This window comes from Kitasatospora sp. NBC_00039 (genome assembly GCF_045160625.1).
GTDB lineage: Bacteria > Actinomycetota > Actinomycetes > Streptomycetales > Streptomycetaceae > Kitasatospora.
In genome coordinates, this window is the sequence record NZ_CP108289.1 from 1,001,027 (window position 1) to 1,023,421 (window position 22,395).

General features: G+C 74.2%; 19 protein-coding genes and 2 pseudogenes. 11 read left to right on the forward strand and 10 right to left on the reverse strand.

From position 1 onward, the window contains the following. Window positions 1-87: 87 nt before the first annotated feature. Window positions 88-1,134 (forward strand): LPXTG cell wall anchor domain-containing protein, encoded by a 1,047-nt coding sequence (locus OG286_RS04900; protein WP_396323433.1) that lies wholly within the window; start codon window positions 88-90, stop codon window positions 1,132-1,134. Window positions 1,135-1,357: 223 nt separating this feature from the next. Here the strand turns inward: OG286_RS04900 and OG286_RS04905 are convergent. The 3 genes and pseudogenes from OG286_RS04905 to OG286_RS04915 all read right to left on the reverse strand — a co-directional run. Further along, a pseudogene (locus OG286_RS04905) lies at window positions 1,358-1,965 on the reverse strand (calcium:proton antiporter); the annotation flags it as partial. 134 nt (window positions 1,966-2,099) lie between these two features. Then, window positions 2,100-3,629: a serine/threonine-protein kinase gene (locus OG286_RS04910; protein ID WP_396323432.1), complete on the reverse strand. Its 1,530-nt coding sequence runs from the start codon at window positions 3,627-3,629 to the stop codon at window positions 2,100-2,102. A gap of 70 nt (window positions 3,630-3,699) precedes the next feature. Next, a complete protein-coding gene (locus OG286_RS04915; RefSeq protein WP_396323431.1) occupies window positions 3,700-4,518 on the reverse strand; it encodes a serine/threonine protein kinase in 819 nt (272 codons plus the stop codon). A gap of 264 nt (window positions 4,519-4,782) precedes the next feature. Here OG286_RS04915 and OG286_RS04920 point away from each other — a divergent pair, with 264 nt between their 5' ends. From OG286_RS04920 to OG286_RS04940, 5 genes and pseudogenes are all read left to right on the forward strand, one after another. Further along, window positions 4,783-5,748, forward strand: a complete 966-nt coding sequence (locus OG286_RS04920; protein WP_396323430.1) for an SDR family NAD(P)-dependent oxidoreductase — start codon at window positions 4,783-4,785, stop codon at window positions 5,746-5,748. A gap of 206 nt (window positions 5,749-5,954) precedes the next feature. Then, window positions 5,955-6,365, forward strand: a complete 411-nt coding sequence (locus OG286_RS04925; RefSeq protein ID WP_396323429.1) for a hypothetical protein — start codon at window positions 5,955-5,957, stop codon at window positions 6,363-6,365. Window positions 6,366-7,148: 783 nt separating this feature from the next. Continuing rightward, a pseudogene (locus OG286_RS04930) lies at window positions 7,149-7,604 on the forward strand (polysaccharide deacetylase family protein); the annotation flags it as partial. Between the two features lie 142 nt (window positions 7,605-7,746). Then, a complete protein-coding gene (locus OG286_RS04935) occupies window positions 7,747-7,929 on the forward strand; it encodes a hypothetical protein (protein ID WP_396323428.1) in 183 nt (60 codons plus the stop codon). A 450-nt stretch (window positions 7,930-8,379) separates the two neighbouring features. After that, window positions 8,380-9,060: a GNAT family N-acetyltransferase gene (locus tag OG286_RS04940; protein ID WP_396323453.1), complete on the forward strand. Its 681-nt coding sequence runs from the start codon at window positions 8,380-8,382 to the stop codon at window positions 9,058-9,060. A gap of 50 nt (window positions 9,061-9,110) precedes the next feature. Here OG286_RS04940 and OG286_RS04945 read toward each other — a convergent pair whose 3' ends face one another. The 5 genes from OG286_RS04945 to OG286_RS04965 form a co-directional block, all read right to left on the reverse strand. After that, window positions 9,111-9,797: a hypothetical protein gene (locus tag OG286_RS04945; protein ID WP_396323427.1), complete on the reverse strand. Its 687-nt coding sequence runs from the start codon at window positions 9,795-9,797 to the stop codon at window positions 9,111-9,113. Window positions 9,798-9,913: 116 nt separating this feature from the next. Continuing rightward, a complete protein-coding gene (locus OG286_RS04950; RefSeq protein WP_396323426.1) occupies window positions 9,914-11,047 on the reverse strand; it encodes an aminotransferase class I/II-fold pyridoxal phosphate-dependent enzyme in 1,134 nt (377 codons plus the stop codon). Then, a complete protein-coding gene (locus OG286_RS04955) occupies window positions 11,044-11,817 on the reverse strand; it encodes a transcriptional regulator (protein WP_396323425.1) in 774 nt (257 codons plus the stop codon). Before OG286_RS04955 ends, OG286_RS04950 begins: the two co-directional genes overlap by 4 nt. An 89-nt stretch (window positions 11,818-11,906) precedes the next feature. Next, window positions 11,907-13,562, reverse strand: coding sequence for a beta-propeller fold lactonase family protein (locus tag OG286_RS04960; protein WP_396323424.1), 1,656 nt, complete (start codon window positions 13,560-13,562; stop codon window positions 11,907-11,909). Between the two features lie 211 nt (window positions 13,563-13,773). After that, complete coding sequence (locus tag OG286_RS04965) at window positions 13,774-15,783, reverse strand: hypothetical protein (RefSeq protein ID WP_405362973.1); 2,010 nt, start codon at window positions 15,781-15,783, stop codon at window positions 13,774-13,776. A 359-nt stretch (window positions 15,784-16,142) separates the two neighbouring features. Here OG286_RS04965 and OG286_RS04970 point away from each other — a divergent pair, with 359 nt between their 5' ends. The 3 genes from OG286_RS04970 (at window position 16,143) to OG286_RS04980 (ending at window position 19,595) form a co-directional block, all read left to right on the forward strand. Then, window positions 16,143-16,667, forward strand: coding sequence for a hypothetical protein (locus OG286_RS04970; RefSeq protein WP_396323422.1), 525 nt, complete (start codon window positions 16,143-16,145; stop codon window positions 16,665-16,667). 238 nt (window positions 16,668-16,905) lie between these two features. Continuing rightward, window positions 16,906-18,531, forward strand: coding sequence for an FAD-dependent monooxygenase (locus OG286_RS04975; protein ID WP_396323421.1), 1,626 nt, complete (start codon window positions 16,906-16,908; stop codon window positions 18,529-18,531). Between the two features lie 638 nt (window positions 18,532-19,169). Beyond that, window positions 19,170-19,595: a hypothetical protein gene (locus OG286_RS04980; protein WP_405362971.1), complete on the forward strand. Its 426-nt coding sequence runs from the start codon at window positions 19,170-19,172 to the stop codon at window positions 19,593-19,595. 169 nt (window positions 19,596-19,764) lie between these two features. Here the strand turns inward: OG286_RS04980 and OG286_RS04985 are convergent, their stop codons facing one another. Together OG286_RS04985 and OG286_RS04990 are read right to left on the reverse strand one after the other, a co-directional pair. Continuing rightward, a complete protein-coding gene (locus tag OG286_RS04985; RefSeq protein WP_396323418.1) occupies window positions 19,765-19,974 on the reverse strand; it encodes a DUF397 domain-containing protein in 210 nt (69 codons plus the stop codon). Then, complete coding sequence (locus tag OG286_RS04990) at window positions 19,956-20,804, reverse strand: helix-turn-helix domain-containing protein (protein ID WP_405364764.1); 849 nt, start codon at window positions 20,802-20,804, stop codon at window positions 19,956-19,958. The genes OG286_RS04985 and OG286_RS04990 overlap by 19 nt, the downstream gene beginning before the upstream one ends. A gap of 122 nt (window positions 20,805-20,926) precedes the next feature. Here OG286_RS04990 and OG286_RS04995 point away from each other — a divergent pair, with 122 nt between their 5' ends. Beyond that, complete coding sequence (locus OG286_RS04995; protein WP_405359145.1) at window positions 20,927-21,181, forward strand: hypothetical protein; 255 nt, start codon at window positions 20,927-20,929, stop codon at window positions 21,179-21,181. Between the two features lie 274 nt (window positions 21,182-21,455). Beyond that, on the forward strand, window positions 21,456-21,944 hold the full coding sequence (locus OG286_RS05000; protein WP_405364766.1) for an NUDIX domain-containing protein: 489 nt from the start codon (window positions 21,456-21,458) through the stop codon (window positions 21,942-21,944). The last annotated feature ends 451 nt before the right edge of the window (window positions 21,945-22,395 follow it).

Below are 22,395 nucleotides of genomic sequence, written 5' to 3' on the forward strand. Positions count from 1 at the left end.
GTCACCGGCCGGGTCCCCGGCTGCCCGAGGGCTCCCCCCACCTGCCGTGCGGGCCTCCCCCGCCCGCCCTCCACGATGGACACCAGCATGCGCATCCGCTCCACCACGGCGAGATCCCTCGTCGCCGTCCCCACCGCCGCCGCCCTGCTGCTGCTCGCGCCGACCGCGCACGCGGCCGCCGGAGGCACGCCCCCCAAGGGCAACAACGGCACCGTCAAGATCCACGACAGCGCGACGGGGCAGGAGGACAATCGCAACGAGCCCAAGGTCTGCACCTTCTACCTGGACTCCTTCGGCTTCGACCCCGGCCAGGACGTCATCTGGCTGATCGCCGACGTGCACGACAAGACCGAGACCGCGGTCGCGTTCGGCGACCTGCCGGTGGACGGCAAGGGCCACGTCCGCACCGAGGACATCAACCTGCCGGACGGCCACTACAAGCTGTACTGGGCCTCGGTCGAGCTGGTCGACGGGAAGCTGCCGGCCGAGCCCGAGCTGAACAACCCCAAGCACAAGGTGTTCAAGGTCGACTGCGGCGGCCGCACCCCCGCTCCCACCGGCAAGCCCTCGCCGAGCGCGACCCCGACCAAGACCGCCTCCGCCTCGCCGAGCGCCACCACGACGCCGACCACGTCGCCGTCGCAGACGCCCTCCGCGACCACCTCCCCCAGCTCCACCGGCAAGCCGTCGCCGTCCGCCACGCCCAGCACCTCGGCCTCGCCGAGTGCGAGCGCGACCGCCACCACGACCCCGTCGGCCGGCCCCTCGACGACGACCCCGGCCACCGCGTCGGCCACCCCGTCGGCGACGCCGTCGGCCTCCGCGAGCACCTCGGCCACCGCCGGGACGGGCACCGAGGCCCCGGCTCCCACCGCCGGCCCGTCGACCGCCCCGACCGCGACCGTCCCGGTGCAGACCCCGCCCGCCGGCACCGTGGTCAACCCGGACAAGCCGCTCATCGTGCCCGCGAAGGCCAGCGTCCCGACCCCGATCCCCGGCACCGCCGCGGCCGGCAAGAGCCTCGCCTCCACCGGTAGCGACGGCAGCCTCCTGGTGGCCGGCGCCGGTACCGCGCTGCTGCTCGCCGGTGCGGGCGCCGTGGTCTACACCCGCCGCACCCGCCGGTCGTCCTGAACCCGCAGCGACCCGCACGGCCCCGGCGCCGAGCCCGGGCCTGAGGGGGGCCTGAGGGGGGCCTGAGGGGGGCGCTGAGCCCGGACAGCGCGGCGGGAGGGCCGGCGACCGACGGGGTCGCCGGCCCTCCCGCCGCTTTCGGGCGCTCCGGTCAGGGGTTGACCGCCAGCACCACGTACGCCGCCAGCACCGCCAGGTGCACCGCGCCCTGGAGCGGGGTGGCCTTGCCCTCCGGCGTGACGGGCAGGAAGTAGTCCCGGTGCCGGAAGGTCAGGATGGCGACGAACAGCCCGTAGAGCACGATCGAGGCGGTCGCCGCGAAGATCAGCTGGGTGGACGAGAACTGCGGGCCCGGCGAGCTGGTGGTGAAGGTCGGCAGCACCAGGCTGAGCGTGGCGAGGTCCCGATGCAGGCCAGCGCCGCGCCCGTGCCCTCGGCGTTGAACACCGCCACGCGGTACCTGAGCGCGGCGACCAGGATGGACAGGCCGAGGATGCCTTTGCAGGTGATCACCACCGCGGCGAACACGGTGTCCCGGGCCAGGGTGGCGGCCTTGTCACCGCCGTCGGCCATCAGCGTCACGATCAGCGCCACCTCGATGACGGTCACCGCCACCGCCAGCACCAGTGAGCCGAACGGCTCCCCCACCCGGTGGGCGATCACCTCGGCGTGGTGCACGGCGGCGGGCACCGCGCCCGCCAGGACGCAGGCCACCACGGCCACCACCCAGCCGGGCAGGTCCCGGTGCCAGGTCAGGACGAGAACGACGAAGGCCGCCACCGGGACGACGGCGGTCCACTGGGTGACGGCCGCGCGGAGCTTCATGATCATGCGGCCGAGCATCGCATCCCGGCAGCCCGGCGGCCGGCCAACGCCGCCGGGGACCCTCGGCCGATGCGACCGGGCCGGTCAGCCGGGTGCGCGCCGACCGCGCCGGCCAGCCGGGTGCGCGCCGGCCACGCCGGTCAGCCTCCGTACTCGGCGAGGTAGCCGAGCACCCTGGCGACGTGCGCCTTCACCCGCTCGGGTACGCCGCCGGTGTCGGCGACGGACTTGTCGCTGGTCCGGTAGCCGGCCGTGACGAGGGCGGGCAGGTTGCCCGTCAGCCCCCGGTGCTTGAACTGCTGGTCGAGCCAGCAGACGTAGTTGCCCATCGAGGCGATGGCGTCCGCCGGGTTCATGTAGTCCTTCACGCCGTCGTGGTCGCCGTCCTGCGCCCAGGCGTTGAAGACGGCAGGCGTCCACATGGCGACGCCGTACTCGCCGGACTCGGGGTGGGCGGCCTTCGGGTCGAACCCGCTCTCCGCCTTGAGCATGGCGGCCACCAGCGCCGGGGTGATCTCCGGCTCGGGGCAGCGGCGGGCGGCGTCCTCGATCGGGCCGCGCAGCGCGGCGGGCACGTCGGCACCGGGCGGGATCGCGCCTGCCGGGACCGTACCGGCAGCCGCCGCGCCCGCCGAGGCGGCCGGGACCGGCGCCGGGCGGGCGGTCCCCGCGGGGGTGGCGGGTTCCGGGGAGCCGGTGAGGGCGAGCAGGGCGGCGGCCACCAGCGCCGTCACGCCCAGTCCTCCCGCCTCGGCGAGCAGCCTGCGCCGGCGCACCGGTCCGGTGGCGGCGCTCGACGGCCCACCCGGACCGCCCGCTGCGGCCGTGAGCAGGGAGGCGAGGTCCACCCCGCCCCGCGCCTCCCGGTCCGCGGCGAGGCAGGCCGTCACCACCGCCCGCCAGCGCGCGGGCAGCGCGTCGTCCAGCCGCAGCGGCGCCGCGCCCCGCGCGTACGCCAGCGCGGCCAGCGAGCGGGCTCGGGCGGTGGCACCGAGGAAGGGGTGCAGCCCGCCGGTGAGCAGTTGGTGGGCGAGGACGCCGAAGGCCCAGATGTCGGCGCTGGGCCGCAGGGCGACACCGCGGGCGCCGGTCCGCTCCGACCACCACTCGGGCGGCACGTGGTCGGGCGAGCCCAGCGGCGGGGCGTAGGCGTGGGTGCCCTCCAGTTCGGCGGTGAGGCCGAAGTCGGCGAGTTTGGCGGTGCCGTCCGCCATCAGCAGGATGTTGCCGGGCTTGAGGTCGCCGTGCACCCAGCCGGCGCCGTGCATGTGGGTGAGGCCGGCGCCGACCTCCGCGAGGATCCGCTCGGCCCCGGGGACGGGCTCGTGCGGACGGGCCGCGGCCAGGACGTCCTGGAGGCTGCGGGCGGCGCGTTCCATCACCAGGGCCACCGCGCCGTCGAGCCCGGGGTGGGCCGGGTCGTCGACGGTGACGACGGCGAGGGTGCGGATCAGGTGCGGGTGGTCGGCGAGGCGGCTGAACCGCATCTCGCTGCGGGCGACCTGCGCCATGGTGCGGCGCTGGCCGGGGCTGAGCCGGGCGGGGCTGAGGAACTTGACGGCGGCGTCCGGGAGTTCGCCCTCCCCGTGGGCGGCGTAGACGCTGCCCCAGGCGCCGGCTCCGATCGGTTCGCCGGTGCGGTAGCCGGCCACGGGGTAGCCGGGCGGCACCGCGGGCGGCGGCTCCTCGGGCCGGTCCGGCCGTGGTGCGGCGGGCTGCGCGGGCGGTAGCACGGCGGGTTCAGCCGCCGCGCCGGGGCGGGAGGAGCACCAGGTGCTCCTCCCGGACGAGGTCGAACCTCAGGGCCAGGGCCACGAGTTCCTCCCGCTTGCCGCCACCGCGGCCGGCCCCGTCCGGAGCCTCCTCCGGCGTCTCGCGCAGCCGGAGCTTGGTGGCCACCAGGTAGTCGATGTGGTAGTTGACGGCGGAGCGGGTGAGCCCGCGGCAGGACGGCAGGGCGCGCAGCCTGGTCACCACGTCGGTAGCGCCGGGGACGAGGGCGGCGGAGGGCGAGCGCAGCCGGGGTTCGCAGAGGGCCAGCAGGACGAGGAAGTACTTGGAGGTGGGGTCGAGGGCGAACGGGCTCACCGTGCGCTCGCCTTCGCCGGCACCGGACTCGCCGTCCAGGTAGGCGTGCTGCGGTGCGAAGACCTTGAAGGCTGCCGGCTCGCCGAGGGCGGGCAGCAGTACCCGGGAGAACTCGAACGGCACCGGCGCGCCGAGCCGGCCGGGCGCCACCTTGACGTGCTCCCCCGCGCCCTCCAGGTTCTCCACCACGTAGGTGGCGGAGGAGCTGAAGTTGGAGAGCCGCCAGTAGTCCTCGGCGGCGGTGATCTCGCCCGCGCGGCGCGAGACGCCCTGGTCGCTGAGGGGAATGGCGACGGGGCGGCCGGGCTCGCCGCGCCCGAACTCGGCCACCTCGCCCGGGCCCAGGTGCAGCAGCGCGGGCCGGGTGGAGCCACCGGGCCGGGTGGGTGGTCCGCCGGGCGCGGGCCCCCAGGGGGGTTCGCGGCGGGCGTCGGGGCGGGGTTCGGGCAGTTGCACGATGACCGTGTCCATGCAGGCCACCTCCGTGGTTCGCGTCGATCGTAGCCGTCCGAACGGCCTCACACCGGTCCGCCACCCGTACGAGTGAACACCCGTGGCGGAGCGGCACCGGACTGCCGCCCGGGACGGTCAATCCGACGGTCCGGACGAGGAGTTGGCGGCCGGTCGGACGAGCCCGGCCTCCTCCTTGAGGCGGAGGCCGCTCCTCCTCCAGGCCGGTGGGTCGGGCCGGTCGGCCGAGAGACGCGGCGGCACCCGGCTGCCAGGGTTACGGCCATGGACACCACCAACTCCCCTGAACAGGGCATGACTTCACCGACGGCCGCCCCCGGGCGACGGGCCCTCCTGAGCGCCTCCGCGCTCGGGCTGGCGGCCGCGGCCACGGCGGCCGGCACGATGGGCGCCGCCGGGCGCGCCGAGGCCGCACCGCAGGAGAAGCGAGCGCCGCGCCGGTTCGAGGGCCGGGCGGTCCTGATCACCGGCGCCACCTCGGGCATCGGCCGGGCCGCAGCGAGCGCCTTCGCGGCGGCGGGCGCCAGGGTCGGGTTCTGCGGACGGCGGGCCGAACTCGGCCGCCAGGTCGAGCAGGAGATCCGCCGCAGTGGCGCAGAGGCCTCCTACTTCCCGGCGGACGTCCGCGATCCGGCCCAGGTCGAACGCTTCACCGAGCAGGTCGCGGCCCGGTACGGCGGGATCGACATCGCGGTCAACAACGCCGGCATCGGCAGCGGCAAGCTGCTCCACGAGCTGACCGTCGCCGAGTGGGACGACGTGATGAACACCAACGCGCGTGGCGTCTTCCTCGCCGTCAAGTACCAGATCCCGCACATGCTGAAGGCCGGGCACGGGGTGATCGTCTGCACCGCCTCCTCGGCCGCCGAGCAGACCCGGCCGAACGGCGGCGCCTATGCGGCCAGCAAGCGGGCGATCCAGGGCATCGTCAAGGCGGCGGCCCTGGCCTACGGGCCTCGGGGCATCCGGATCAACGCGATCCTCCCGGGCACCACCGACACCGCGTTCGTCCGGCCGCCGGGCATCCCGGACGCCGACTGGGCGCGGTTCAAGCAGGCGTTCGGCCCGCTGAACGTCGAGGGGCTGGAGCGGATGGCCGAGCCCGCCGAGATCGCCCGGGCGATCCTGGCGCTCGCCTCGGACGACTTCGCCTACCAGAGCGGCGTGTCCGTCCCGGTGGACGGCGGAGCGACGGCCGGGCGGCGGATGGTGCTGCCGCCGGCCGGCTGAACGGCCGGCCGAGCGGTCGGCGACGGGCGCCCGGGGGGAGCGACGCGGGGCGGCTGGGGCGACCGGGGCGGATGGTCGTCATGGTTGCAGCATGTAGTTGAACAGTCACCTGGAGTGTGATGCAGCGCACATATGGCATGTCCACAATCTGTGCAAGACTCATCCCATCCAGTGAGATTCCCTTGATTTCCAAGGAGGTTCCTATCATGCACGCTCGGATCGCAGCTCTGATGGTCACGGTGGCAGGGATCACGGCGGCGACGGCCCTGCCGGCCACGGCAGCCACGGTCACCGACGAGTCCGGCAAGGTGGCCTGCACCACCGTCGTCAACCAGCCGTGCGCCTGGCAGGAGCGGGACGGCGGCGGCTTCATCGGCGTCGCGCAGGTGTCGGCCGCCGACCCGGCGCAGCTGACGCTGGTCCGGGTCGAGATCCGGACCCAGCAGGCCTGGGGCAGCCCGTGGGTCACCGTGGCTTCCGCGACCACCGTCACCCACGGGTCCGCCAAGGCCGTCACGCCGCGCGTGGTCACCAAGGACCTGCGGATGATCTGCGCCACCGGCGGCCCGGCCCTGGAGGCCGCGCAGCGGGTCACCACCTGTACCAACCCGTTCTGATCCCGGCGGGGTTCTGAGCCCAGTGGGGTTCCGGGCCCGGTGCGGCCACTTCTCGGCGAGACGCTGATCTCGGTGAGGTGCTCGAGGTCTCCGGGGTCCGTGGGGGATCCGTAGACCGAAAGCGGTTCGGGGGGCACGGGAGATCCGCTCCCCCCGAACCTCCCCGGCTCCACCGGCAGCCACTCGGTAAGTTCCCAGCCCGCACTCAGGCCAAGGGCTCGCCGACAATGCGCCGACCTCCCGCCGAAACCCACCCGGAGCGCGCAACCCTCTTCGGAGCATGGGACTTTGCACTATCTTGGTAATTCGTGGAGCGGGGCGGGCCGCCCACCGGGCAGGCGCGCGCCGCACGGCGGAATCTGCCCGCGCACCGCGCTCCACCCCCGCCACGGCAGCACCGACGGGGACGAAGGGGGAGCGTGTCGATGCCCGAGGGGACCACGCGTTCGACCGGGGCCGACGGCGGCCCCACCATCGGCACGACCGGCCCGGGCACCGGCCCGGCGGGTCCCGACACCGCCCCGGACACCTCCCCGGCTGCCTACCCGGCCGGCGGCCCGGCCGCCGGGAGAACCCGCCCGGCCCCCCGCTGATCCGGACACCGCGGACCCGCGACCGGCCGCGGCACCACCACCGCGCGGCCGCCTGGCCGGCCGGCGCACCACCGTCGACGCCGCCCTGCGCAACTCCCCCGCGCAGCCGCTGTTCCGCCTCGCCGCCACCCGCCGGCTCGCCGTCCTGGCCTACCACGGCGTGGACGACCCGTGGACCTTCTCCCTCCAGATGGAGCGCCTCGTCCGGACCGCCCGCCCGGTCTCGCCGGCCAGGGTCGACCAGGCCGTCCGCTCCGGGCGGCCGCTGCCGCACCGCAGTGTGCTGGTCACCTTCGACGACGGCGACCGTAGCGTACTCACCGAGGCCCTGCCCGTCCTCACCCGGCTCGGCATCCCGGCGGCCGCCTTCGTGGTCACCGAACTCATCGGCGGCGACCAGCCGTTCTGGTGGTCGGAGGCCGCCTTCCTGGCCGCCCACGGCGGCACCGCCCGCGCACTGGCCGGCTGCGCGCCCGGCGAGGTGGTGCGGAGGCTGAAGACGCTGCCCGACGCCGACCGTCGCACCGCCCTCGCCGAGCTGCGCGAGAGCGCCCGCGCCCGTGCGCCCCGTCAGGAACAGCTCGGCCCGCAGGACCTGCTGACGCTCCGTCGGTCCGGCATCGCCATCGGCAACCACACCGCCGTCCACCCCTGCCTGGACCACTGCGACGACGACGCCGTCCGGGACGAGATCACCCGCCCACAGCTCCCTGACCGGCTGGCTCGACGGCGAGGAGCCCACCGCCTTCGCCTACCCGAACGGCAACTTCGACCGGCGCGCCGACACCGTGCTGCGCCGGCTCGGCTACCGGGTCGGCTTTCTGTTCGACCACCGGCACGACCGGCTGCTGCCGCGCCGGCCGCTGCGGACCAGCCGTCTTCGGGTGAACTCCACCACCAGCCGGGACAGGTTCGACACAATTCTCTCCGGGCTCCATCCGGCCCTGCACCGACTGCGCGGCGGAGCCTGACGACGGCCGAGGGGGTTCCTGTCGAAGCTACTGCGGCCGAGGCCGGGACGGTGACGCGGGCGGCCGCGCCCGTGCGGTACCGGAGCGCCGCACTCCCGGCCGACGTCCTGGACGGCTGGCGGGAGTTGGCGGCGGCCGACCCGGGCGGTTCGTGGTTCACCACGCCCGAGTGGACGCTGGCCTGGTGGGAGACGCTCGGCGCGAAGCAGGGCGCCGGCGAGATCACGGTCTGGCGTGAGCCCGGTGGCCGGGTCTCGGCCGTCGTCCCGCTGCTGCGCACCTGGCGCCGGCTCCACCCGCGCGCGCCGCTCGCCGTCCCCTGCCTGACCGTGCTCGGCTCCGGCCCCGGCGCGGCCGACCACTGCGGTTTCACCGCCGCACCCGAGCGCTGCGCCGAGGTCGCCGCCTGGCTCGACCGGCGGGCGCGGCGCGCCACGCTGCTGCTCGGCGATCTCGACCCCGGGCAGGGCGGACTGCTGCCGCCCGGCGCGGTGGAGACCGGCCGCCCCCCCGTGCCCGCGCGCCGACCTCACGGCGGGGCCCGACGCGCTCGGCTCCCGGCAGTTCCGCGCCGACCTGCGCCGCTACGGCCGCAAACTGGCCGCCGAGGGGATCACCTTCCGCTGGGAGGCGCCGGCCGTCGGGGAGGACGAACTCGCCGAGCGGGTCGAGCTGTTGCACGCCGTGCTCAGGCTGCACCGGCAGCGGCGCGCCGCGCTCGGCCTGCCGACCACCTTCGACGCGGCCCGCGCACCGCTGCACCTGCGGCTGCTCGAACGCGCCGCCGCCACCGGGCGCGGCGAGGGCCCGGCCTTCCTGGTCGCCGAACGGGCCGGGGAGGTGGTCGGCGTGCTCTACGGCTTCCGGTGGCGGGACACCTTCGCCTACTACCAGATCGGCTGGGACCAGCGCTGGGCTCCGCTGCGGCTGGGCACCGCGGTGATCGCCGAGGCGGTCCGGGCCGCCGCCGGCCAGGGCCTGGCCACCTTCGACTTCCTGCGCGGCACCGAGCCGTACAAGTACCGGTTCGACGCGGAGGACCGCGAGGACGTCTCCTGGCTGGTGCCGCACGGGCTCTCGGGCGTGCTGCTCGGCCTCAAGTACCGGGCGAAGGCGGCCCGTCAGGGCTGAGCACCGGCGGAGCCGGTCGTTGCTCAGCCCTGACGATGCGGCAGATCCGGCTACGGCCGGCTGGTGCGCGCCGCCCGCGGGGCCGGTGCGGTCCCGGCCTGCCCCGCAGCTGCGGCCCGCTCCGGCTCCTCGGCCGGCCGCCTGGTCACGGGCGCGGGGCCGGAGCTGGTGCGGACCATCTGCGTCGCGGCCGGCACGCCCGCCCCGGCGGTGGCCGGCGGGGTGGCACGGGTGGCCTGGATGGCCTGGATGGCCTGGGTGGCACGGGTGGCCTGGATGGCGGCCGCCATCGGGGCGCCGGCGCGGGCTGCCGGTGACAGCAGCACGCCCGGGACGATCCCCGTCACCGCCGCACGCCCCGTCGCCTCGGGCGCAGCACCCGCGGACTCCCCCGCCCGGGGGGCGGTGGTCTCCAGCGAGTCCAGGCGCAGCACGAAGTTCGGATGGTCGGGGTGACCGCCGGTCCAGTCGGCGTCCTTGCTGCGGATCTCCCGGGTGCGGGCGCCCGAGCCGAGGCTCTGCACCGGGCCGGGCCGCACGCGGACGTTGGGCCACCAGCGCCCGTCCCAGCTGTGCTCCAGCTCCAGCTCCCACTCGTCCTCCCGGACGTCCAGGAACTCGCCCACCCGACCGGACAGGACGCTGGTCCCGTACGAGGCCCGGATCACCGCCCGCTGGTCGAAGGCGGCGTCCTTGCCGATGACCGTGATCCGCCACGGCCCGTCCATCCTCAGCACAGCCGGCCTCCCGAGGTCCTCCGCTGCCCGGAGCCACCCGGCCCCGCACCTGCCTCAACGGGCCGGCGGCACCCACCGGTTCACCCCGTCCGCCCGCCCTCCTCCGGCGGGGACGGTCACCGCCGGCCCTTCAGCCAGCCGGCGAAGGCGTCCAGCGCGGGCTCCGGGTCCCGGCGGCCGAGACCGATCCGGAAGCGGTCGGCGGGGGTGGGGGTGAGGTCGGAGCGGTAGATGCTCGCCGGCAGCAGCAGGACGCCGGCCTCCTCGACCAGTGCGGTGCAGAACTCCTCCACCCCGTCCGGCCCGAGGTAGCGGGGGTAGGCGACGCAGCCACCGTCCGGGGCCCGCCACTCGAAGAGGTCGGCGAAGGCGGCGAAGAACGCGTCGAAGAGCGGCAGGTTGGCGGCGACGACCGCGCGGTTGCGGGCCAGGATCGGCTCACGGTTGTTGATCGCGATCCGGGCCAGGATCTCGCTGGGCGCGGAGTTGCAGATCGTGGTGTAGTGCTTGGCGCGCTCCAGGCGGCTGCGCAACTCCCGGTCACGGCAAGCGATCCAGCCGATCCGCAGGCCCGGAAGGCCGAGCGACTTGGAGGTGACGTTGAGCGAGAGCGCCCGCTCGGAGAGGTCGGCGGCCTGCGGCAGGGTGCGGGCCGGGTCGCGCTCCAGGCCGCGGTAGACCTCGTCGCTGAAGAGGTGGATGCCGCGCTCGTCACAGATCCGGGCGAGCCGGGTGAAGTCGGCGGCGTCGATGACCTTGCCGGTCGGGTTGTTGGGGAAGTTGACGGACACGACCCGGGTGTTGGGCCGCAGCGCGGCGGTCAGCTCGTCCAGGTCGAGCGCCCAGTCCCGGCCGGCGTCCAGGGCGACGCCGGTGACCTCGCAGAGGGAGAGCGGAATGGTCTCCGCGGACTGGTAGTTGGGGGTCACCACGACGGCGTGGTCGGCGGGGCCCAGCAGCACCTGCATGGCGAGGTTGAGCGCCTCCTGCGCGCCGCCGAAGCAGATCACGTCGTCGGCGTCGACGTGCTCGTACATGCCCGCGACGGCCTGTCGCAGCGCCGGGTCGCCGAAGGTCTCGGTATAGCCGAGGGTGAGCGTCTCCCAGGCGTGCCGGTCCTCGGGGCCTGCCAGGGCGAGCAGTTCGGACATCCCCATGGTCTGCGCGTCGGAGGCGGTGAGGTGGTGGCGGGCGGTGAACTCCCAGCGGGAGAAGTAGGTTTCCAGCCGGAAGTCGGGGAGCCTGGTCATCGGTCGTTCCTCTGCGGTGCGTCGGTCGCTGTCGCTGTCGCGGTCGCTGTCGTGTTCTCTGTCGCGGTCGCGGTCTCTCTCGCGGTCCCTGTCACGGGCTCGTCCCCGGGTGCAGGCCCAGGCGCGACCCCTGGTGCGGCCCCGGGTTCGGCCCTGAGGTCGGCGAGAAGGGTGTAGACGGTGGAACGCGACACCTTGAGCGCGGTGGCGACGGCGGGAACGGCGCGGCGCACCGCGAGCACCCCGGCCCGGTCGAGTTCGCGCAGCACGGCGAGCCGGTCCTCACGGCCGAGGCGTTCCGGCGGGCGCCCGTGGGCACGGACGTAGCCGCCGATGACGTCGTTCATCTTCTCGGTCCAGTCGCGTTCGAAGAGCGGCGCGGGGCGGGGTACGGTCGGGGCGGCGAAGCCGGCCAGCAGGGTGGCGGCGTGCTCCAGCGGTCCGCGGTCGAGGTTGACGCAGAGCACCGCCGACGGCCGACCGTCGGCGTCGCGCAGCACGGCGCTGACCGAGGAGAGCCGCCGCCCGTCGGGGAGCAGCTTCTCGTAGGGCCCGTAGACGTCGGGCGCGGAGGGGTCCAGTTCGTCCAGCTCGCCGAGCAGGGACGGGTCGCCGGGGGCGCGGCTGCTCATCGGGTTCCAGAGGGCGAGCACCTCGTCCTGCGCGACGTCGTGCAGCACCACTTCGGCGTAGGGGCCGAGCAGCAGCGCCACCGCCTGGCAGACGGGCGCCCAGGCCTGGATACGCGGGTCGGGAGTCTCTGCGGTCATATTTGGACTGTACGTCCAACCTGGACTGTTCGTCCACTAGCGTCGGCACGAGGCCCCCGCCCCGGGCGTCGGGACGGGGGCCGGGGGGCTCAGCGGCAGCTGATCAGCAGCGCCAGAGTGGCGGAGCAGGTGCGGGAGGCCCGGTCGTCGGCCGGCACCGGGTCGGCGGGCGTGCTCGCGGTGCGAACGGCCGTCACGGTGAAGTTGCGGCCGAGGTTGAGCAGGCCGACCTGGAGCGTCAGATGCCGGGTGGTGCTCGCCTTGGCGGCGAGCGGGCCGGCGACGGTGCAGGCCAGTTTGGAGGCCGCGATGGTGCAGTCGGTGGACGAGGCGGTGAAGCCCGCGGGCAGATCGGCGGTGACGGTGGCCGAGTCCACCGCGGCCGGGCCCTGGTTGGTGAGGGTCAGCGTGTAGTCGACCCGGCCGGAGAACAGCCCGCCCACCGGGTTGGCGCCGAGCGCGACGGCGAGGTCGGCGGTGGGCGCGGTGTAGCCGAAGTGGTCGGCGGGGGTCACGGCGCTGGTGCCGCCCGGGGTGGTGACCCGGACGTCCACGACGCCGGCGGCGGAGGCGGCGGGCGCGGTGGCGGTGCAGGCGGTCGCGGTGCACGAGAAGGTGGTGGCGTTCCCGGCGGCGCCGAAGCTGACCGCCGTCGCGCCGGCCAGGTCCGTCCCGGCGATGGTGACGACCGTCCCGCCGGCCTGCGGCCCGGACGCGGGGCTGACCCGGGTCACCACCGGCACCGGCAGCGGGAACCCGAGAAGGGTCACGGCGTCGCCGGTGAAGTCGGCCAGGTAGCCGCGCCGGCCGTCGGGGCTGAGCGCCAGGGTGAACGGACTCGCGCCGACCGGCACCGTCGCGGTGACCGCCCGGTCAGTGGTGGTGATCACGCTCAGCGTGTCGTCGGCGTAGTTGGACGCGTACGCGTACCGGCCGTCCGGCGACAACGCGACGGCGAACGGGTTGGTGCCCACCGTCACGGTGCCGGCCACGGTCCCGCCCGCCGTGTCCAGCACGCTGACGGTGTTGTCGCCCCCGTTGGCCGTCCAGAGGCGGGAGCCGTCGGCGCTGAGCGCCAGGCCGAAGACGCCGTGCCCGACCGGGACGCTCGCGCTCACCGTGTTGCTCGCGGTGTCGATGACGTCCACCGCCTGGGCGCCCGAGGCGGCGACGTAGACGTGCGCGCCGTCCGGGGCGACGGCCACGCCGTGCGGTTCGGCGCCGACCGGGACGGTGGCGGTGACGGTGTTGGTCGCGGTGTCGACCACGCTCACGGTGGCGTCGCCCGTGTTGCTGACGTACGCGTGCGCGCCGTCGGGCGCGACCGCGACGCCGAAGGCCCCGGCGCCGACCGGGACGGTGGCCGTGACGGTGTTGCCCGTCGTGTCCAGCACGCTGACCGTGCCGTCGAGGTGGTGCGTCAGGTAGGCGTGCCGCCCGTCCGGCGTCCAGGCGGCGGCGTACGAGCCGGTGCCGGCCGTGAAGGTGCCGGTGACGGCGTTGGTCGCGGTGTCGAGCACGCTGACGGCGCCGGTGCTCTGGCTGGTCACGTACGCCCGGCTCCCGTCCGGCGCGAGCGCGACTCCCGCCGGGTACGCCGCCACCGCGACAGTGCCGGTCACGGCGGGCGGCGGCGCGGCCTGCGCGGCCGCCTCGGCGGCGGCGGGCTGCGACAACAGCGCGGCCGTGGCCGCACCGGTGGCGACCACGGCCGTCCAGGAGCGGCGCGGGGAACGTATTCTCACGGGGGTCTTCTCCAGACTCGTCGGACCATCGGGTCACGCGGGGCACCGGCGCCTGCCGGGGCCGGACGAAGCGTAGGAGATGGCTTGACGGAACGTCAGGAGTTGACCGGGATTGTCTCCAACTGTTCAGAACCGGTCACGCCCTGACAGTGACCTCCAGGAGAACGCCGCCGGGTGGCCACGTCACCCTCCCCGGCGGGGCCTCCCGGCGTCAGGGCTGCTGCGGCGGGCCGATCAGCGGGGCGCAGGCCGGGGCGGCGACGCCGATGAACACGACCAGTTCGCGGCCGCCCGGGTTGGTCTGCAGCGGGACCGTCTGCCAGTTGTTGGCGAGCCAGACGTTTCCCGAAGGGTCGATCTGCACGGCGGTGTTCCGGGACAGGCCGTCGAAGGTGTAGCCGGTGCCGGGCGGCGAGATCGGCTGCCCCGTCCGGTGGCCGGGCGGGCAGGCGGAGAGCCGGGTGCCGCAGAGTTGGGCGACCCGGTGGCCGCCGAAGTTGGCAACCCAGACGGTGTCGTCGCCGTCCACCGCGATGCCCCACGGCAGGAAGAGCCCGTCGTTCACGAAGGGCCGGTCCGGGGTGGTCCCGTCCGGGCCGACCATGGTCACCGAGGCGCCCGGCACCCGCTGCACCACGTCGCGGACGGTGTCGGCCAGGCCGGCGGGCGTGCCGTCCTCGCACGGAAGCGGAACGACACCGCTGTTGGCCACCCAGGCGTTGCCCCGGCTGTCGGTGGCGACGCCCAGCGGGTGGTCGATGCCGCCGCCGGTGACGGTGCGGACCGGCTCACCCTCCGGTGACAGTTGGAGGACGCTGTCGCTGCCGTTGCCCGTCACCGACACCTGTCCGTACCCGTCGACGGCCACGTCGAAGGGCTTGACCAGGGCGCCGTCCGGCGGCACGATCCGGCGCGCGGCCTGCGGGTCGCCGTGCGGCAGGACGGTGACGCTCCGGCCGCCGCAGTCGGCGATCCAGATGTTGCCCTCCCGGTCCGAGATCGTGCCCTGCGGCTGGACGATGTCGCCGGAACGCCAGCCCTCCGCGGGGGACTTGGCCGCGCCGTCCGGGCCGAACTGCGAGACGCTGCGGTACAGCGGGCCCGGGTCGAGCGGGCAACCGGAGCCCTGGAAGCCGAAGTTGCCGACCCAGACGTCCCCCTTCGGGTCGAACGTGATGCCGTAGCCGGCGCCGTAGAGGCCGCCGCCCCGGTAGGGCGCGCCCGGCACGTCCTGGCCGGTCGGGGTGAGCCGCAGCAGGCTCCGGCCGCCGCACACGGAGGCCCGGGGGTCCGCGGCGTACTGGTAGTTGTTGGTGACCCAGGCGTTGCCGTCCGCGTCGAAGGCGATGTTGCCCGGACCGTCCAGCTCGCGGCCGTTGCCGGTGTACCGCAGCGCCAGCGTCCAGGCGTCGGGGGCAGCGGGCAGCGCCGGCCGGTAGAGCGGTCGCACGGCGGCCAGGGCGAACAGCTCGCCGACGTGCTCGCCGGGCCCGTGGGCGATCGCGACGGCGGCCTCGAAGGTGTTGGCCGGCTCCGCCTGCCCGGGCTGCCGGGCCAGCCGGAACAGCTCCGCGCAGGTCGGCCCGTCCACGCAGCCGGCCAGGATGTCGGCCAGCGTGTTGAAGGCGGGCAGCGTGGAGGTCTCCGGGCCGTTGGGCGCGGTGGCGAGCACCCGGGCGACGCCCCCGTCCTCGACGTCGGCGAGGTTGTGCGAGATCGCGGCGGCGTTCTGCAGCCCGGGGTAGCCACCGGAGATGCCCTCCGGGCCGGCGAACCGGGCCAGCGCGTAGGCCGCCGCCACCGTCGTGCGCTCGTTGACCACCACCTCGTCCACCCGGGCCCCGTTGATCGCCGGCACGGCGGCGTGCTCGCGCGCGGAGCCGACCACGGCGGCCAGGCCGACCGGGCCGCCGCGGCCGCGTTCGGCGAACAGGTACAGCACCGCCCGGGGGTCGGCGGGCCGGTGGTAGCCGAGGCGGAAGCGGCCCTCGGCGTCGGTCCGGCCCCGGGCGAGGGCCTCCGCCGGCGCACCCGGACGGTCGCCCGCCCGGTACAGCGTCACGTCTGCCGCCCCGATCGGGGTGTCCCCGCTGCGGACGACGCCCCGTTGGACGTCCGGGCGGGCACCCGGCGTGTCGGCGGCCGAGGCGGTCTGGGTCGTACTGACCGTGAGTGCCAGGAGAGTGGCTGCGAGCGGGAGCAGGCTCCTGCGTCGGCGCATGGGATGGCTCCGGTGGGGACGGTGGCAGAGGAGGTTTCGGCTGCCGGCGGGTCGACGGCCCCCGGCCGGGCAGTAGCGCCAAGGTGGCATGCGGCCCCGCCCGGCCGGGTACGGCGGCGGGGCGGATCGCCCGAGTCGCACCCATCGGGTGAGGTCGTACCGCCTCCCGGCCTCGTACCGCTCCGGCCTCCCTGCCCTCGCTGCCCTCCCGGCGTCCGCCCCCGCCGCCCGGCGTCCGCCTGTGGGCTCCGCCCCTCCCCCGCACTGGGGCTGACCCGCTGTGAGCCCAGGGTCCGATGGTCCACCCGCATCGGGCCCCGGAGGCCGCAGGCCGTGCCCGCGGTGCGATGATCCACCGCATGGACTTCACGGAGGAACTGGCCGTACTGGCGACGACGGGGAAGCTGGGAGCCCTGTCCTACGGTGCCACCCTTCCCGGACTGGCCGCCGCCCACGGTGCGCCCGTGACCGGTGGGCGCGTCTACGAGCAGAGCCGCTGGCCGCGCTGGTTCCGTTACGGCAGCGTGCAGTTGGTCGTCTGCCGGTGCCGCCGACTGGACTCCATGATCATTCCAGCCTGGCATGAGGAGCTGGAGCTCCCCGGCCCCCGCCCGGGTGACCTGCGCACGGTCGACTCACGCGTCACCGAGTCGGAGCTGACCGCCGCGCTCGTCCGGGCCGGCTGCCGATGGGAGACCGTGGAGTACGAGAACCTCACCGACCAGCGGAGTCTGCAGACCGGGCCGGACGACGACGTGCGGGTGAGCTTCACCTTCGTCAGCCGGGAGAGCTACGACTCCCCGCTGCTGGAGGACTGGATCCTGGACAAGGTCAACCTGTGGGGCCTCTCCCACGGCGAGTGCCCGGAGCCCGACCGACCGTAGCCTGCCCGATGACGGCTACGGCAGCTAGCCTGCGGACCCGGCCGGGCGGGAGCGGGCGGACCAGGCCGGGTCGGGTCGCCGAGGCGGGCCGGGCCAGGCCGGACGCACCGGAGCCCGGGCCTGACCTCCGAGGCGGGCCGGGCGCCACGGGTGGCGGCCCCGAGCCGGTCGGGCGCAGCCTGGAAGAGGCCGCCGCGCACGCCCGGGAAGCGGTCGGGGCCGCGGCCGAGGAGCAGTCATGGACGAGATCGACGTACTGGTCGTGGGCGCGGGCCCGGTGGGCCTGACCGCCGCGGCCGAGCTGCGCCGCCACGGGGTCGGCTGCCGGATCGTGGACAGGCTGGCCGTTCCGCAGCACTACGCCAAGGCCGTCGGGGTGCAGCCGCGCACGATGGAGCTGTGGGACCTGATGGGCATGGTCCGCGCGGCGCTCGACGAGGCCGTCCCGATGCGCGGTCAACTCCTCTTCGCCGACGGCCGGCCCGGCCCGCAGATCGACCTCACCCTGCCGCCCGACATCCCGTACGGCTTCGCCGCGCTGCCCCAGTACACGACGGAACGCCTGCTCACCGAGCACCTCGCCGGGTACGGCACCCAGGTCGAGCGGGGCACCGAGCTGCTCTCCGTCCAGCAGGACGCCGACGCCGTCAGGGCTCTGCTCCGGACCACGTCCGGGCCTCAGGAGGTGCGCGCACGCTACGTGATCGGCTGCGACGGCGCGCACAGCCTGGTCCGGAAGGCGGCCGGCCTGCGGTTCGAGGGCGACGCCTTTCCCGAGCAGTACATGCTCGGCGACGTCGAGGTCGACTGGGACCTCCCCGAGGGCTACGGCATCCGGGCCATGCACCACGACGAGGCCGGCCGGGTGGACGACATCCTGGTCTGCATCCCGCTGCCGGGGCGGGGCCGGTACCGGATCTCGATGCTCGTGCCGGACGAACTGTCCGGCGACGGCGGCGCGGGGGACGCTGTCGCCCACGGATTGGAGGGCGACCGGGTACCCGAGCTGCGGCACATCCAGGCGGTGCTCGACCGGCTCTCGCCCCGGCCGGCGCAGGCCTCGGCGCTGCGCTGGTCGTCCACCTTCCGGATCAGCCACCGCCTGGTGGACAGCTACCGGGCGGGGCGTCTCTTCGTGGCCGGGGACGCCGCCCACATCCACCCGCCGACCGGGGCGCAGGGCATGAACACGGGCATCCAGGACGCCGTCAACCTGGCCTGGAAGCTGGGCCTCGCGGTGCGGGGCATCGGCGCGGCCGGACTGCTCGACAGCTACCACGCCGAGCGGCACCCGGTCGGCGAGGAGGTCGTCGGCCGGACGGTGCGGCACGCGCGGGACGGCGTGCCCGGCGACGACGGGAACCTCGACACGGTGCTGCGGCGGGAGGCACAGCTGCTGGTCGGGTATCCGGACAGCCCCCTGGTGGAGCCGGTCCCCGCTGCCGACGGCACGACCGGCGGGCCCGCCCCCGGTGAGCGGGCTCCGGACTGCCGGGGGCTGGAGCGGGACCTCGCGAACTACCCCGTCCGCCTCTTCGACCTGCTGCGGAGCCCGCGCCACACGCTGCTGTTCCACGTGGGCACCGGCACCCCGGACGAGCAGGTGACCACGTGCGCGATGGCCGCGCTGTCCGCCGCCCACGGCCTGCTGGACGTGTACGCGGTGCTCGCCCCGGACGCGCCGGCACCCCGGTGGCGCCTGCCGTCCGTGCGGGACGCCGAGGGTGGGTTCGCCGCCGCCTACGCGGCCCGCCCCGGCGAGGCCTTCCTCATCCGCCCCGACGGCTACCTCGCCGGGCGGTTCCACCCGCCCACCCCGGACGGCCTGGTGGGCGGCCTGCGCCGGACGTTCGACGCGGGGTGAGGCCCGCCGTCGGGCTGCCGTCGGCTGCCGCCGGGGCCGGCTCGACAGGGTTGCGGCAGGTACGACGAGCGCGGCAGGTGCGACAGGTGACGGATTGCGGTTCCGTGACCGTCCGTGCAAACGCCTCGACCACCGGGTCAGCGTTCTTCCGCAGGCAATCTGACGGCGTTTCAGTGTCAGTACCTGGGAGCATAATGAAGTATCGCCGCTGACGAGGGGACGTCTTGGCGCGGCTGATCCCGGATCCCGCGCAATCGTCGCGACCGCTCGCGGAAGCCATCCGGTCACATTCCGCGATGCGCCTCGTCCGGCGCTACTGGGGGGAGTAGAGAGATGAGCTTCATAGGCTTGATCATCATCGGCGGAGTCATCCTGGTCGTCATCAAGATCATCGCCTGGGCCGCGGGCAGGGACGGCGACAGCAGGAGGTCCCGTTACACGGGCGGGGACACCGGCGGCAGCGGCGACTCCGGCGGGAGTTGCGGCGGAGGGGGAGGCGGCTGCGGCGGGGGCGGTTGTGGCGGAGGCGGCTGCGGCGGGGGTTGCGGCGGCGGCAGCTGAGCCCCCGGCTCGGCCACCCACCACCCAGAACGGAGAGCGGCGTGCTTTCACGAACGTTTTCACGACGGGTCGACCGCGTGCAGTCTGCGGTCGACACGCTCGAACTTCCCCCCGCCGTCTACAAGACCTGCCCGTTCCAGCCGCGGGAGCTGGTCGAAACCGGGCTCCGGCAGTGGCTGAGGTGCTGCGGAGCGGCGATGCTGGACCAGCAGATCATCGGCATGCCCTCGTTCGCCGTCGACGAGGCATGGCACGGGCTGATCCTCTGCACCGAACGCTACGCGGCCTTCTGCCAGGCGGCCTACGGACGGTTCCTGCACCACCACCCCCAGGGTGGCGAGCTCCCGGGCAGCGCGCGACGCGCGGGGTCGATGCACGAACAGTTGCATCGCACCGCCGTGGCCTGGTCGTTCGTGGCCCGGCCCGACGAGGAATGCGTCCTGTGGGACCTGGACGTCCGGGTGGGCGTGCCCGAACCCTGGGGCACGGACGTGCACCGGTAGTCGCCCCCACCGGAGACGGTGCTGATGGCTTCACACGCGTGATCGTCGGCTTCGTGCGGATCCCGGCGGGCCAACAGGGCTGTCGGCGAGGCTGCGGTACGGCGGCGGACAGTACACGCGAGAGCCCCGACCGGGGTGCCGGCCGGGGCTCTCGGGCTGACGGGCGGGGTCAGACCGCGCCGAACTCGCCGGCCCGGACGCCGGCGATGAACGACTGCCAGGCCTCGGCGGGGAAGACGAGCGCGGGCCCAGAGGGATCCTTGGAGTCACGCACGGGCGCGAGCCCGGAGAACCCCGGCGCCACCTCGACACAGTTGCCGCCCTGCTGGCTGTAGCTGGACTTCACCCACGCGACGCGAGTCAAGTTGAAGTCGGACATGAACTTCCTTCCCGAGCTGCGCGAATCACATCGAGAGTCGCCGTCTCAGCCAGCGCTCCCACCTGCAGTCGATCGTAGTGCCTCTTCCAAACTGCCAGCGTGTCGGAATCCCGCTCAAGATGGCTGCGGCCCTCGGACTCCGAATAGCCCAACAAGGACTGGTCGGCGAGCGTCAGCAGCACCATCGGCAGAGCGAACGGCCTGTGCTCAGCCATCGCGAACGGGGCGACCTGGAGAATCACGTGGCTCGCGTCGAACAGTTCCTCAAGGAAGGTCAACTGTTCATGCATCACGGCCGGTCCGCCGATCGGGCGCCGAAGACAGCTCTCGTCCAATACGGCGTGAACCAGCGGCGGGCCGCTCCGCTTGAGCAACTGCTGACGAGTGAGCAGGAAGGTCACTCGCTCCTCGGCCTGCCTTCGAGTGATTGTTCCTCCGCGAACATCGGCCAAGGCCAAGGCGGTTGCGTACGCCTCGGTCTGGAGCAGCCCGGTGACGACGCCAGCCTCGAAGATCCGTATCTCGACTGCGCTCGCCTCATGGCTCGCATACTCCGGGAACCCCTCAAGTAGCGCCGAGTGCTTGTTCTGCAGCCACATCAACAGCAGCGTGCCACCGGTCTCCAGCGCCTCATCCGCCCTGCCGGCGAACTTCTCACTGGGGGGCTCGCGCGTTGCAAGTTCAGCGTATGAGACGTAGGACGGGTCGAACCCGACCCTCCTCGCCAATTGGGCCTGAGTGAGCCCCTTCGCCTCACGCGACCTGCGAAGCTGCACCCCGAACGGCGCCCAAGGACCTGACGTCGGATCAAGTTGCTTACGGTTCACCATGTCTCACCAACTTGTGGATCATCAGCATCAAATTCAGATCTCGGGCTGATCCTGCGCCGAGGCGAGCCATCATAAACACGAACCGTAAGGACTCGAAGCACAGAGCTACCACTGGAGCCGACATGCCCAGCTGCCCCCGCATGCCCGCCTACAGGCCCGAGGTCGGAGAGATCGTCCGCGACCTCGCCCACCGCGCAGCCACCGGCGACCCCACCGAAGGCGTCTACATGGACACCCTCGGCGGCCTCGCCTACCTGCGCCCCGCCGCCGGCGGCTGCGAGTGGACCACCAAGCCCGAGCACCTCCAGCGGCTCGACCACCCCCGCCACCTCACCGTCCAGCACCCCAGCAGGCCCCGCGCGCACGACGCCGCATGAGCCCGACCCCCGGACTCCTCGCGGCCGTCACCGCCGTGCCCGCCGTCAGCGCAGGCGCAGCCGTCCTCGCCTGTTGGCCGATCCGCGACGGGCCCTGCGGGCCGCGCCTGCTCATCGTCGCTCTGCTGCTCGTGACCGGCATCGTCGCCGGCCTTCCGGCCTGCTCCCCCTGGCTCCCGGCGGCGACCGAACCCGACCGAGCCACCCCCAACTCCCGCCCGGTTCACGAACCGGGCGTGCCCCTCACCACCAACTCGACCCCAAGGAGCCCGACTTGCTGTACCCACTCCCCGAGATCCTCACCAACCCGCCCCGCCGCCGGCTCGGCCACCAGGCGCTCGTCCTCAACTCGGACGGCGCCGTCCTCCTCCTCGAAACCACCCACAAGAACGGCCACACCCTCCCCGGCGGCAACGCCGAACGCGACGAACTCCCCCACCTAGCCGCCCGCCGCCACACCGAGACCCAGACCGGCCTCGTCCTCCCCCTCCGCACCCTCCTCGCCACCGACTACACCGACACCCGACTCCTCCCCGAAGCCGTCCACTTCGTCTACTGGGGCGGCCGCCTCACCCGCGCCCAGGAGACGACCGTCACGCGCCACCTCCCACCCCCGCACGTCACCGGCCTGCACTGGGTCCCCGAAGCCCGGCTCCCCGACGTCATGGCCACCCACCAGCACCGCCTCACCACCCAGGCCCTCACCGCCCTCGCCCGCGGCGCCCACCTCCCCTTCCTCCTCCGCGGAATCCCCGCCGAGTAGGGCGGGGCGTTGCGGCAGGTGGCGGGGCCACCGGCAGGAGACCGATGACAGGTGCGCCTCGGCGCACCTGTATCGCACCCGTACCGACCAGGACGAACGGGCCGGTGGGACGCCGCGAGAGCCCGAGGCCTGGGGGCATCCGCGTCCGGGCTGGTGCCTGCTGGACCGGCTTGATCCGCTCGGCCTGGAGCACGGTGAACTGGAGAGGACGGCAGGCTGCGGCGGCTGTCGCACAGGACGCCAGTCACCGGCAATCGCTGTGGCCAGACCCGGGGTCCGAAATACGTGGTGGATGGGCGCCTGGAACGCGCGGCCAGCCTCCAGGGGTTCTACCGTCCGGCCTCCGAGTCGGCCGACGCCTTGGCGGAGGTCATGGGCAACGCCGGCCCCTGACGCCGATCCCAGGCGCCGTTCGGTCAGTCGTGCGCCATGCTCGTCCGGTAACGGCCCG